This window comes from Pseudomonas idahonensis (assembly GCF_037903935.1).
GTDB lineage: Bacteria > Pseudomonadota > Gammaproteobacteria > Pseudomonadales > Pseudomonadaceae > Aquipseudomonas > Aquipseudomonas danubii.
Genome location: NZ_CP149586.1, coordinates 299746 through 312471, shown reverse-complemented (window position 1 = coordinate 312471; position 12726 = coordinate 299746). Strand labels below are relative to the sequence as shown.

Here is a 12726-nt window from a genome sequence, read left to right as displayed (position 1 = left end):
CCGTTGGACTCCGCCAACCCGTCAATCGACAAGGACAGTCAGTGGACGTATTGATGGGCTTGCTCGCCGCCCTGCTCTGGGGCGGCACCGATTTTCTCGTGGGGCTCAACGTCCGCGCCGTGGGCGTGAAACGGGCAGTGTTCTTCAGCCAGAGCCTGGGGTTCATCCTGATGAGCCTGCTGCTGGTGATCTTTCCCGCCATCCTCTACAAGGCCCTGGCCGCGCCCGCGCAAGTCTGGCTGATGGGCGTGGTCGCCGCGGCCTTTACCGTCTCCGGCGCCCTGGCCCTGGGCAAGGCCTTCGCCCTGGGCAAAGCCTCCATCGTCGCCCCATTGGTGACCTCCTACGGCGTGGTCACCACCCTGCTGTCCTGGGCCAGCGGCGAACAGATCAGCCTGCTGCAACTCATGTGCATCCTGTTGTGCGTGATCGGCGTCATCCTCTCCAGCCTGCACTCGGACAGCAAACTGCCCCACAGCACCGCCGCCGGCCGCTCGATCTTCTTCGCCCTGCTCTCGGCCGTTCTGTACGGCACCAGCTTCTGGCTACAGGGCCGCTACACCCTGCCGCAACTGGGGCCGATCAGCATGCTCTGGCTGGGTTACGCCGTGGGCAGCGGTGTGATGCTGCTGATGGTGCTCAAAGTCGTGGACGGGCTGAAGATCCCGCCGCTGAAGAACTGCGGCCTGCTGGCCTCCACCAGCCTGATGAACCTGGGCGCCTTCTTCGCCTTTTCCTGGGGCGCCATGAGCGGCTCGGTGTCGGTGGTGACGGTGATCAGCACCCTGTCCGGCGGCATCGCTGCGGTGCTGGGCTATGTGTTCTTCAAGGAGCGGCTGACGGCGGTGCAAGTGACTGGCGTGGTGCTGGTGTTGCTCGGGGCGTTGGTGTTGCACCTGAAGACGTGAGGCTTTCTGTAGCCCATAAAAAAGCCGCCCCGAAGGGCGGCTTTTTCATGGCAGGTCGAAGCTTACAGCTTAGGACCGGCAGCCTTGATCGCGTCGCTCACGTCGAACTTCTTGAAGTTCTCGATGAACAGGCCGGCCAGAGCCTTGGCGGCTTCGTCGTAGGCCGCTTTGTCAGCCCAGGTGTTGCGTGGGTTGAGCAGGCCGGTTTCGACGCCCGGTACGGCTTTTGGCACGTCCAGGTTGATGATGTCCAGGTGCTCGGTCTCGGCACCGATCAGCGCGCCGCTCTGGATCGCTGCAATCACGCCACGGGTGGTGGGGATGTTGAAGCGTTTGCCCACGCCGTAGCCACCGCCGGTCCAGCCGGTGTTGACCAGGTAGACCTTGGAACCGAAGCCGCGGATGCGCTTGATCAGCAGCTCGGCGTATTCGCCCGCCGGACGCGGGAAGAACGGGGCGCCGAAGCAGGTGGAGAAGGTCGACTTGATGCCCGAGCCCGAACCCATTTCAGTCGAGCCCACCAGAGCGGTGTAGCCAGACAGGAAGTGGTAGGCGGCTTGTTCTTCGCTGAGGATCGACACCGGTGGCAGTACGCCGGTCAGGTCGCAGGTCAGGAAGATCACGGCATTAGGCTCGCCACCGAGGTTCTTCGGTGCGCGTTTTTCGATCAGCTCGCGCGGGTAAGCAGCGCGGCTGTTCTGAGTCAGGCTGTCGTCGGCGTAGTCGGCTTTCTTGGTGACCGGGTCGATCACCACGTTTTCCAGTACGGCGCCGTGCTGGATGGCTTTCCAGATCACCGGCTCGTTCTTTTCCGACAGGTCGATGCACTTGGCATAGCAACCGCCTTCGATGTTGAACACCACGCCCACGCCCCAGCCGTGTTCGTCGTCACCGATCAGGTAACGGCTTTCGTCGGCCGACAGGGTGGTTTTGCCGGTGCCCGACAGACCGAAGAACAGGGTCACGTCGCCGTCTTCGCCCATGTTGGCGGCGCAGTGCATTGGCAGCACGTCGGCAGCTGGCAGCAGGAAGTTCTGCACGGAGAACAGGGCTTTCTTCATTTCACCGGCGTAGCGCATGCCGGCGATCAGCACTTTCTTGGCCGCGAAGTTGAGGATCACGGTGCCATCGGAGTTGGTGCCGTCGCGCTCAGGCTCGCAAACGAAGTTTGGCGCGTTGAGGATCTGCCACTCGTCCTTGCCACCGGCGTTGTACTGCTCGGGGTTGATGAACAGGCAACGGCCGAACAGGTTGTGCCAGGCAGTCTCGGTGGTCATTTTCACTGGCAGGTAGTGCGCCGGATCGGAACCTACATGCACGTGGGAAACAAAACGCTCGCGCTCGCCCAGGTAGGCTTCAACGCGGTCCCACAGGGCGTCGAACTTGGCCGCCGGGAACTTGCGGTTGATCGGGCCCCAGGCGATAGCGTCCTGGGTGGTGGGCTCTTCAACGATGAAACGGTCCACTGGCGAACGGCCGGTACGATGACCGGTGCGAACCACCAGAGCGCCGGTATCGGCCAGTTCGCCCTCACCGCGGTTCAGGGCTTCTTTGACCAGATCATCCACACTCAGATCGGTGTACACGGCGTTATTGGCTTGCGTCATGAGGTTCCCCGTCGGCCAGTGGCCGAGTGCTCCAAACGTTTTGTAGTAGAAACTCGCGCACTACTACCGCGAAAAAAGTGCGCCGGATTATGCCAGAAAAGCCCAAAAATAGTAGGGTCCTCCCGTCAGTACGGCGTAATTCCGGCGTTTGCCAGGTGATTTACCTGCGCTGAACCGTTTTAGTGACGAGTATCTGACGGCGTGTCGACGCCCGCACCGGCAAACAATTGCGTGATATCGGCGGCATCGAACAGATAACGCTCGTTGCAGAACTGGCAATCGATCTCGATGCTGCCGCCATGTTCCACCACCAGTTCCTGAGCATCTTCGAGCCCCAGGCTGACCAGCGCGTTGCCCGAACGCTCGCGGGAGCAGCTGCAGCGGAAGCGCAGCGGTTGCACGTCGAACAGGCGCACGGCTTCTTCGTGGTACAGGCGGTGCAGCACGGTTTCGTTGTCCAGGCTCAGCAGTTCATCGGCGGTCAAAGTGCTGGCCAGGGCGGTGAGGTGTTGCCAATTGGCTTCGCGTTCTTCCGGATCGCGCAGGCGGTCGGCAGGCAGTTGTTGCAAGAGCAGGCCGCGGGCATTGCGGCCGTCGGCGTAGAGCCAGAAACGGGTGCCGGTCTGCTGCGACATGACGAAGTAGTTGGTGAAGCATTCGGCCAGGGTGGCGCCGTCCAGGTCGACGATGCCCTGGTAACGCTGGCCCTGGGTCGGGTCCACGGTCAGGGCCAGGACGCCGTTGGGCATCATGTCGGCAAGGGTCGCGTCAGGGGCGATCTGCGACGCGTCGTAGCGGGCCAGGCCGCGGATCTCGCGGTTGCTGGAGCACTCGATCATCAGCAACGGCACCGGGCCTTCGGAGCGGGCCTGGAGAATCAGCAAGCCATCGAACTTCAAGGTGCCAACCAGCAACGATGCCGCCGCCATCAGCTCGCCGAGCAGTTGTGCCACCGGCTCGGGATAGGAATGTTTGGCGAGGACTTCAGCGTAACTGCGCTCCAGCGCCACCAGCTCGCCGCGGGCGTCGCTCTCATCAAAGATGAAGCGTTGAGTGAAGTCGGTATCCGGCAAATCAGTCATAGGTCTGGGTATCTGAATGATGACAAAAAGGTTACAAGCACCGAAAATTGCGGTTTTGCACCATGAAGGTGCAGTTTTTGCGGTGACTGGAGATATTTTATGAACAATCCGGGTTTGTTCCAAGCAAGGTGGAACCTCGGCAAGCTGGTTCTGTGCAATTTACTCCCTTTGGCCCTGCTGGGATTCTGGTTGTGGCCAACCGGGCAGATGTACTGCCTGATGTTCGACGAGTGGCTGTTCCGTCACCTCAACACTCCCCTTGCAACAAACTCCACCTGGCTGCACATCTGGGCCGTGGCCAGCCTGCGCCCCTTCGATATCGTGGTGGGGCTGATCATGCTCGGCCTGCTGATTCGCGGTGACTGGGTGTTCAAGGCGGTGGACGTGCGCCGGGCGTTTTTCGGCTTCCTGTCGATCCTGATTCTTATGGTGGTGATTCGCGCGCTGTTTTCCAAGCTGGTGGCGCTGATGAACTGGCAACACAACAGCCCGTCCATGGTGCTCGAAGGCGCCGTGCACCTGAGCGACTACTTCCCCGGCTGGGAAAAGACCTGGGAACTCAAGGACCGATCCAGCCAGAGCTTCCCCGGCGACCACGCTTCGGTGCTACTGATCTGGGGCCTGTTCATGGGCATGTTCAGCCGCAGCGTCGGCCAGTTCCTGATCGTCTGGGGCCTGACCCTGCTGTTCATGATGCCGCGCCTGGTGGCAGGCGCACATTGGGGCCAGGACGACTACATCGGCGGCGTGCTGCTGGCGGTGCTGGCCTTGGGTTGGGGCTACTACACGCCGTATGCGGCACGGATGTCGAACTTCCTGCTGCGCCTGACACACCCGCTATTCAAGCTGATGACCCGGATGCCGGTGCTCTCGCGCATGAGTGTGGTCCGCTCCAGCAGCCTGCTGCGCTGATCAGACCTGTAGGAGCCGGCTTGCCGGCGAATGGACCCTTGAGGACGCCTTCGCCGGCAAGCCGGCTCCTACGCTTTCACTCGTGGCTGCTGCCGTGGAACTTGAACAGATCACGGCGCTGCTTCTTGCTCGGTTTGCCTTCCGTGCTGACCCCCAGGGCGCCAGCCTTGCGCTGGGCCGCCGCGGTTTCACGCTTGGCGATGCTGGCTTCGGTTTCCGTGTAGAGCGTCTGCGCTTCGGGCGCGCCACGACGGACGATGGAAAGCGCCTGGACCACCACGGTGCGCTCGTCGAAGCCGGCGCGAATCTGATACTCGTCGCCTACCCGCGGCTCCTTGCCCGGCTTGCAGCGCTCGCCACGGTGATGCACCTTGCCGCTTTCAATAGCCGCCTTGGCCAGGGCGCGAGTCTTGTAGAAGCGCGCCGCCCACAGCCATTTATCCAGACGAACCTTGTCCTCTTCTTCCTGCTTGTGCGCCACTGGAATTCCTCTTGCTGAAAAATGTCGCAACTGTACGGCCCGCCTACGGGCTCTCATAAATCCTGCCACTCACCTAAAATAACCCAGGTTGCGTCCTGACACGCGAGGAGTCCCCGTGACTGATTTCCCCACTTCCCTGACCTCGCCGGACAACCGCTGCGAAGGCTGCCAAAAAAGCCCGCCACTGGGCTTCGATTTTTCCTTCGCCTATCAACCCATAGTCGATCTGCGCGACCGCTCGATCTTTGCCCATGAAGCCCTGGTGCGCGGGGTCAATGGCGAAGGCGCCCACACCGTGCTGGACCAGGTCGACGACAGCAACCGCTATCGCTTCGACCAGCGCTGCCGGACCCTGGCCATCACCACGGCCGCGCAGATGGGGATGCAAAGCCACCTGTCGATCAACTTCATGCCCAACGCCGTGTACCGCCCGGAACTGTGCATCCGCAGCACCCTGGAAGCCGCCCGCGCCCAGCACTTTCCCCTGGACCGGCTGATTTTCGAAACCCTGGAAAGCCAGCACGTAGATAACAGTCGCCATTTGACCCATATTCTGCGTGAATACCGCGAATTCGGCTTCAAGACCGCCATCGATGACTTCGGCGCGGGGTACTCGGGGCTGAACTTGCTGGCGAATTTCCAACCCGACCTGATCAAGCTCGACATGGCGCTGATTCGCGATGTCGACCAGGATCGCGTACGCCAGGCGATCGTTCGTGGGATTGTCACAATCTGTGCGGAGTTGGGCGTTACAGTCATTGCCGAAGGCATTGAAAGCGCTGGTGAACGGGACTTTCTCAGCGACTGTGGAATTTATCTGATGCAGGGTTACTGGTTCGCCAAACCTGCATTCAAAGCCCTGGCCGAGGTTCCGGTCGCGGCCTGGAAAAGCTAATTGCGGATTTCCCCTATTTGAAGACTTTTGACCATTTGACCGTTGTCGGTCTGCGCGAGTGGGTGGCGCTTCCTGATCTGGGAGTGGCCGGCCTGCGCGCCAAGATCGATACCGGAGCCAGTACCTCCAGCCTGCATGCCACCGAGATCGAGCCCTTCGAACGCGACGGTGAACAGTGGGTGCGTTTCAATGCCCACTTGGGCAGTGTGGTGCAGTTGCGTCACCGGCGTTGCGAAGCGCCGCTGGTGGCGATGAAAACTATTAAAAGCTCCAACGGCCAGGCTCAGGTGCGCTATGTGATCAGCACCACCCTGGCCCTGGGCGATCGCGTATGGCGGGTGGAATTCACCCTCGCCTGCCGCAAGGCCATGCGCTATCGCCTGCTGCTGGGTTCCAAGGCGCTGATCGACGGCCAGTTGGTGGTCAATCCGGGCATCAAATACGTACAAGACAAACCGGTGTTCCCGGTATCCACTACCTCTGCCACAGGTGTTGCATGAAGATCGCTGTGCTGTCGCGTAACCCGCGTCTGTATTCCACTCGTCGTCTGGTCGAAGCCGGCACCGAGCGTGGCCATGAAATGGTAGTGGTCGACACCCTGCGCGCCTACATGAACATTGCCAGCCACAAGCCGCAGATCCACTACCGCGGCAAGCCCCTGGAAGGCTTCGATGCGGTGATCCCGCGGATTGGTGCCTCGGTGACCTTCTATGGCTGCGCGGTGCTGCGCCAGTTCGAAATGATGGGAGTCTTCCCGCTCAACGAGTCGGTGGCCATCGCCCGCTCCCGGGACAAGCTGCGCTCGCTGCAGTTGCTGTCGCGGCGTGGCATCGGCCTGCCAGTGACCGGCTTTGCCCACTCGCCGGACGACATTCCCGACCTGATCGAAATGGTCAACGGCGCGCCCCTGGTGATCAAGGTACTGGAAGGCACCCAGGGCATCGGCGTGGTGCTGTGTGAAACCGCCACTGCGGCGGAATCGGTGATCGAGGCCTTCATGGGCCTGAAGCAGAACATCATGGTCCAGGAATACATCAAGGAAGCCGGCGGCGCCGACATTCGCTGCTTCGTGGTGGGGGACAAGGTGATCGCGGCGATGAAACGCCAGGCCAAGCCGGGTGAGTTCCGCTCCAACCTGCATCGTGGCGGCAGCGCTAGCCTGATCAAGATCACCCCGGAAGAACGCATGACCGCACTGCGGGCGGCCAAGGTCATGGGCCTGAGCGTGGCGGGGGTGGATATCCTGCGCTCCAATCACGGGCCGCTGGTGATGGAAGTCAATTCCTCGCCGGGCCTGGAAGGGATCGAGACCACCACCGGCAAGAACGTGGCAGGGATCATCATCGAACACATCGAGAAAAATGGCGGGCCGAACATGACCCGGACCAAGGGTAAGGGCTAAGGGGTACGCTCGATCGGCGGCCCCTGTAGCCACTGCCGCAGGCTCTGACCGGCTGCGCAGCAGTCGCGCTTGCGGGCCGCGCAAGGGCCTTCGGCCCTTATCGCAGCCTGCGGCAGCGGCTACAGGTGTTCAGTCCGCATCGCGTGGCAGCAACAAGCCCAAAGGCAAGCGCACTCGCGCTTCCAGGCCGCCATCGGGACGGTTGCGCAGTTCGACGTTGCCGCCGTGCATGGCGGCAATCCGCTTGACGATGGCCAGGCCCAGGCCGGTGCCCTTGCCACCCCGGGCACGGTCGCCACGGGTGAAGGGGTTGAAGATCGCCTCCAGTTCGGACGGATCGATCCCCGCGCCGCGGTCCATCACGCTCAGCACCACATAAGGCGCATTGGTGTCACCGGACACATAGGCCGCCACTTCGACATCCGTTCCCGCATGATTCAAGGCGTTGCCAATCAGGTTGTTGAGCAGACGCTTCATCGATACCCGACGCAGCGGGAACGGCTGGATCGACTCCAGGCGCAGGTGCACCCGCTCCTGGTTCTGGTTGTAGGGCGCGGCCACCTCACGCACCAGATCGCTCAAGTCCACCTCTTCCACCGACTCGTCGCGGCCGTCGCGGATGAAGGCCAGGAACTGATCGAGAATGGCGTCCATGTCCTCGATATCCCGCACCATGTCGTCGGTCAGGTCGGTGTGCGCACCCATCAACTCCAGCGACAGGCGCAAGCGGGTCAGCGGCGTGCGCAGGTCGTGGGACACCCCCGCCAACATCAGCTCCCGTTCACGCCCCGCCTGCTCCACATCCTCGGCCATCTGGTTGAAGGCGCGGTACACCTCGGTCATCTCGCTCGGTGTATCGCTGATGGGCAGGCGCACGCTGCGCCCCTGACCCAGTTGCCGAGCGGCGTAGACGAGGCGCTTGAGCGGTTGGTTGAGCTGGCTGACGAAGATCCACGCCGAGGCGGTGGATAACAGGCCGATGGCCAGGAACCAGCCCAGCACGCTCCAGATCTTCTGCCCCCGCAGCGGATGCGGATACAGCGGCACCTTGAGCCAGCCATCCCCCAGGCTCGGGGCCCTGACCCAAAGCGCCGGAGGTGCATGCATGCGCAGGCGCACTTCGGTGTCGGCACCCAACTCGGCCTGCATCTGCCGCTGGTAGATCTCGCTGTAGGGCCAGTGCTGCTCGCCGGCCGGCACACCGCTGCCCACCACCTTGATCAGGCCGGCGGCTTCGGCGATCTGATCGCGGTTGGATTCGTCGGCGGCCCAATAGGCGCGCAGGGTCAGGGCCACGCCGTGGCTGTACTGCCGGTCCACCAGCACGTCCTCGTTCATCAACAGATAAACCAGGGTCAATGCCTTGGAAAACAGCACCACGATCAGCACCAGCCACAGGGTGCGGGAGAAGAAACTCTGGGGGAACCACAGCGGGGTTTTCATAACAGCCAATACACACTTTGCAGGAGCGGCTCGCGCTCGCGGAGTGGCAGAATGCGAACGCCCGGGTCGTTACCGGCCCGGGCGTTCGCTCCTACAAATCACCTATCACTTGGTCGCGGTGCCATCCGGCACGAAGACATAACCCACGCCCCAGACGGTCTGGATATAGCGCGGTTTGGAAGGGTCGGGCTCGATCATCCGCCGCAGGCGGGAGATCTGCACGTCGATGGAACGCTCCAGGGCATCCCACTCGCGGCCACGGGCCAGGTTCATCAGTTTGTCGCGGGTCAACGGCTGGCGGGCGTTCATCACCAGGGCCTTGAGCACCGCGAACTCACCGGTGGTGAGCATGTGCACTTCATCGCCACGCTTGAGTTCGCGAGTGGCCAGGGACAGTTCGTAGTCACCGAAGGTCACGCTTTCGTCTTCGCTGCCCGGCGCGCCCGGCACCGGAGCCGACTGACGACGCAGCACGGCCTTGACCCGGGCCATCAGTTCGTCAGGGTTGAACGGCTTGGCCAGGTAATCGTCGGCACCCAGCTCCAGGCCCTTGATGCGGCTCAGCTCGTCGCCCTTGGCGGTGAGCATGATGATCGGAATCTGGTTGTTGGCACTGCGCAGTCGGCGGCAGGCGGTCAGGCCGTCTTCGCCGGGCAGCATCAGGTCGAGGACCACCAGGTTGAACACTTCGCGACCCAACAGACGGTCCATTTGCTCGGTGTTCGGTACCGCGCGGGCACGGTAGCCCTTGCTGACGAAAAAACGCTCCAGCAGGCTGCTCAGCCCCGGATCGTCGTCAACAATAAGAATTTTTTCGCCTTCAGCAGTTTGTGCAGTGCTGCTCATTGGATGCTCCTCTAATCTCGGTGCGCATTATGGCGTAGCTGCCGTTATACGCACCGTGTGCATTGTTAGCAGATTTTTCCTCTATCGCCAGCAAACCCGCTGTCGGCCTGAGGCTGGCCATCACCCCGAAGACCGTAACGCTGGGTATAATGCGCCGCCTTTTGTGTTGGGCAATATCTGATCAGTACGCCTGCGGCCAGTTTTTTTATTTGCCTGGGCCGGCAGTATTTTTTCGATTTCACGGGTCAACAGCCAGCCTTTTGATCCAGGTGGCGGCGCGGGCCAGGCCGCTCAACCAGACTCGCCGGGCCTTACTTTCGTGCCCGCGGGCCTGCTTTCACACATTTGTCAGGTGGTTTTATGGACAGCATCAACAGCCGCATTGCCGAGGAACTCGGCGTACGCCCACAACAGGTCGAAGCGGCCGTCGCTCTATTGGATGAAGGCTCCACCGTGCCCTTCATCGCCCGTTACCGGAAAGAGGTCACCGGCAGCCTCGATGACACTCAACTGCGTCATCTGGAAGAGCGCCTGCGCTACCTGCGAGAACTCGACGAACGGCGGATCAGCATCCTCGCCAGCATCGAAGAGCAGGGCAAGCTGACCCCGGAGCTGGCTCGCGACATCAAGCTGGCCGACACCAAGACCCGCCTCGAAGACCTGTACCTGCCTTATAAGCAGAAGCGCCGCACCAAGGGCCAGATCGCCCTGGAAGCCGGCCTCGGCGAACTGGCGGATGGCCTGTTCAACGACCCAAGCCTGACTCCGGAAGCCGAAGCCGCCCGCTTCGTCAACGCCGACAAAGGCGTGGCCGACGTCAAGGCCGCCCTGGAAGGCGCCAAGTACATCCTCATGGAGCGCTTCGCCGAAGACGCGGGTTTGCTGGACAAGCTGCGTAACTTCCTCAAGCAGGAAGCCACCCTCAGCGCCCGCGTGGTTGCCGGCAAGGAAGAGGAAGGCGCCAAGTTCCGCGACTACTTCGAACACGACGAACCGCTGAAAAGCATGCCGTCGCACCGCGCCCTGGCGATTTTCCGTGGCCGCAACGAAGGCATTCTCAGCTCCGCGCTGAAAGTCGGTGACGAGCTGCCGGGCACCATGCACCCCTGCGAAGGCATGATCGGCCAGCACGTGGGCATCCAGAACCAGAACCGTCCCGCCGACAAATGGCTGGGTGAAGTGGTGCGCTGGACCTGGAAGGTCAAGCTCTACACCCACCTGGAAACCGACCTGCTGGGCGAGTTGCGCGACAACGCGGAAACCGAGGCGATCAACGTCTTCGCCCACAACCTGCACGACCTGCTGCTGGCCGCTCCGGCCGGCCCGCGCGCCACCCTGGGCCTGGACCCGGGCCTGCGCACCGGCTGCAAAGTGGCGGTGGTGGATGCCACCGGCAAGCTGCTGGATCACGCCACCGTCTACCCGCACGTGCCGCACAACAAGTGGGACCAGACCCTGGGCATCCTGGCCGCGCTGTGCGCCAAGCACTCGGTGGACCTGATCGCCATCGGCAACGGCACCGCCAGCCGCGAGACCGACAAGCTGGCCGCCGAACTGATCAAAAAATACCCGGCCATGAAGATGACCAAGGTCATGGTGTCCGAAGCCGGTGCATCGGTGTACTCGGCCTCGGAGCTGGCGGCCAAGGAGTTCCCGGACCTGGACGTGTCGATCCGTGGCGCCGTATCCATCGCCCGCCGCCTGCAGGACCCCCTGGCGGAACTGGTGAAGATCGATCCGAAATCCATCGGTGTCGGCCAGTACCAGCACGACGTGTCGCAGCTGAAACTGGCCCGCGGCCTGGACGCCGTGGTCGAGGACTGCGTGAACGCCGTCGGCGTCGACGTCAACACCGCCTCCGTGGCATTGCTGGCGCGGATCTCCGGCCTCAATGCGACCCTGGCGCAGAATATCGTCAGCCACCGCGACGAACACGGTGCCTTCAAGACCCGCGCCGCGCTGAAAAAGGTTGCGCGCCTGGGTGAGAAAACCTTCGAACAGGCCGCCGGCTTCCTGCGCGTCATGAACGGCGACAACCCGCTGGACGCCTCGGCGGTGCACCCGGAGGCCTACCCGCTGGTGCAGCGCATCGCCGCCGACACCGGCCGCGACATTCGTTCGCTGATCGGCGATAGCGGCTTCCTCAAGCGCCTGGACCCGAAGAAATTCACCGACGAAACCTTCGGCCTGCCCACCGTCACCGACATCCTCCAGGAACTGGACAAGCCCGGCCGCGACCCGCGCCCGGAGTTCAAGACCGCCGAGTTCCAGGATGGCGTGGAAGACCTCAAGGACCTGCAACTGGGGATGATCCTCGAAGGCGTGGTGACCAACGTCACCAACTTCGGTGCCTTCGTCGACATCGGCGTGCACCAGGACGGCCTGGTGCACATCTCGGCGCTGTCGGAGAAGTTCATCAAAGACCCGCGTGAGGCGGTGAAGGCCGGCGACGTGGTGAAAGTGAAAGTCATGGAAGTCGACATTCCGCGTAAACGCGTGGGCCTGTCGATGCGCATGAGCGACACCCCGGGCGAGAAGATCGACGGCGCTCGCGGTTCCCGTCCAGGCTCGGCGCCGCGCTCCTCCCAGGGCAACGCACCACGCAAGGAAACCACCGCGGCCGCTCCGAGCAACAACGCCATGGCCTCGCTGTTCGCCAACGCCAAGCAGTTGAAGAAACGCTGATGCAGATCCCTGCCGGCCTGACCGAAAGCGCCTTCAGCCAATTGCTCGGCTGCCGTCTGCAACGCCTGGAAACCGGCGAGGCGGACGTCGCCCTGGAGCTGACCCCGCAGCTGCGCAATCGCGGGCAAAAGCTGCACGGCGGGGCGATCTTCAGCCTGGTGGACATTGCCATGGGGCTGGCCTGTTCCAGCACCCACGGCTTTGACCAGCAGAGCGCCACCATCGAGTGCAAGATCAACTACATCCGCGCCGTGGCCGAGGGTGAAGTGCTGTGCCGGGCCAAGGTGATCCACCCCGGCCGCCGCACCCTGGTGGTGGAAGCGGATGTGATCCAGGGCGACAAACTGGTCGCAAAAGCACAAGGCACCTTCGCCGTCCTATAGCTCCCTGTCATGAATTTGGGTTAATTTCGGCGCTGCGAAAGCGGCGTCGGAGTTTTTTGCCTGCGCTAAAGCCAGATTCAGG

12 protein-coding genes are annotated in these 12726 nt (G+C 62.6%); 7 read left to right on the top strand and 5 right to left on the bottom strand.

Annotation, left to right across the window (positions count from 1 at the left end; all coding sequences use genetic code 11):
• Positions 1-53: 53 nt before the first annotated feature.
• Positions 54-908: a DMT family transporter gene (locus WIN67_RS01425; RefSeq protein WP_181433902.1), complete on the top strand. Its 855-nt coding sequence runs from the start codon at positions 54-56 to the stop codon at positions 906-908.
• A 62-nt stretch (positions 909-970) separates the two neighbouring features.
• Here the strand turns inward: WIN67_RS01425 and WIN67_RS01420 are convergent, their stop codons facing one another.
• Positions 971-2515, bottom strand: a complete 1545-nt coding sequence (locus WIN67_RS01420; RefSeq protein ID WP_102882178.1) for a phosphoenolpyruvate carboxykinase — start codon at positions 2513-2515, stop codon at positions 971-973.
• Between the two features lie 179 nt (positions 2516-2694).
• Positions 2695-3597: an Hsp33 family molecular chaperone HslO gene (gene hslO / locus WIN67_RS01415; RefSeq protein WP_102882179.1), complete on the bottom strand. Its 903-nt coding sequence runs from the start codon at positions 3595-3597 to the stop codon at positions 2695-2697.
• A 99-nt stretch (positions 3598-3696) separates the two neighbouring features.
• On the opposite strand from hslO, the gene WIN67_RS01410 reads away from it, so the two are divergent.
• The gene (locus WIN67_RS01410) at positions 3697-4509 is read left to right on the top strand and encodes a phosphatase PAP2 family protein (protein ID WP_102882180.1); all 813 of its coding nucleotides are present in this window, start codon (positions 3697-3699) and stop codon (positions 4507-4509) included.
• Positions 4510-4585: 76 nt separating this feature from the next.
• Here the strand turns inward: WIN67_RS01410 and WIN67_RS01405 are convergent, their stop codons facing one another.
• On the bottom strand, positions 4586-4990 hold the full coding sequence (locus tag WIN67_RS01405) for an RNA-binding S4 domain-containing protein (protein WP_265074042.1): 405 nt from the start codon (positions 4988-4990) through the stop codon (positions 4586-4588).
• 115 nt (positions 4991-5105) lie between these two features.
• Here WIN67_RS01405 and WIN67_RS01400 point away from each other — a divergent pair, with 115 nt between their 5' ends.
• From WIN67_RS01400 to rimK, 3 genes are read left to right on the top strand one after another with little or no spacing between them, the layout of a single operon-like run.
• Complete coding sequence (locus WIN67_RS01400; protein WP_110595317.1) at positions 5106-5885, top strand: EAL domain-containing protein; 780 nt, start codon at positions 5106-5108, stop codon at positions 5883-5885.
• A 35-nt stretch (positions 5886-5920) separates the two neighbouring features.
• The gene (locus tag WIN67_RS01395) at positions 5921-6385 is read left to right on the top strand and encodes an ATP-dependent zinc protease (RefSeq protein ID WP_370505884.1); all 465 of its coding nucleotides are present in this window, start codon (positions 5921-5923) and stop codon (positions 6383-6385) included.
• Positions 6382-7287: a 30S ribosomal protein S6--L-glutamate ligase gene (rimK, locus tag WIN67_RS01390; RefSeq protein ID WP_007931744.1), complete on the top strand. Its 906-nt coding sequence runs from the start codon at positions 6382-6384 to the stop codon at positions 7285-7287. The genes WIN67_RS01395 and rimK overlap by 4 nt, the downstream gene beginning before the upstream one ends.
• Positions 7288-7416: 129 nt before the next feature.
• On the opposite strand, the gene WIN67_RS01385 is transcribed toward rimK, so the two are convergent.
• Complete coding sequence (locus tag WIN67_RS01385; RefSeq protein WP_273907806.1) at positions 7417-8730, bottom strand: ATP-binding protein; 1314 nt, start codon at positions 8728-8730, stop codon at positions 7417-7419.
• 105 nt (positions 8731-8835) lie between these two features.
• The gene (gene ompR / locus WIN67_RS01380; protein ID WP_016966992.1) at positions 8836-9576 is read right to left on the bottom strand and encodes a two-component system response regulator OmpR; all 741 of its coding nucleotides are present in this window, start codon (positions 9574-9576) and stop codon (positions 8836-8838) included.
• Positions 9577-9936: 360 nt separating this feature from the next.
• On the opposite strand from ompR, the gene WIN67_RS01375 reads away from it, so the two are divergent.
• Together WIN67_RS01375 and WIN67_RS01370 are read left to right on the top strand one after the other, a co-directional pair.
• Positions 9937-12261, top strand: a complete 2325-nt coding sequence (locus tag WIN67_RS01375) for a Tex family protein (RefSeq protein WP_102882182.1) — start codon at positions 9937-9939, stop codon at positions 12259-12261.
• On the top strand, positions 12261-12644 hold the full coding sequence (locus WIN67_RS01370) for a PaaI family thioesterase (protein ID WP_011058654.1): 384 nt from the start codon (positions 12261-12263) through the stop codon (positions 12642-12644). Before WIN67_RS01375 ends, WIN67_RS01370 begins: the two co-directional genes overlap by 1 nt.
• Positions 12645-12726: the final 82 nt, after the last annotated feature.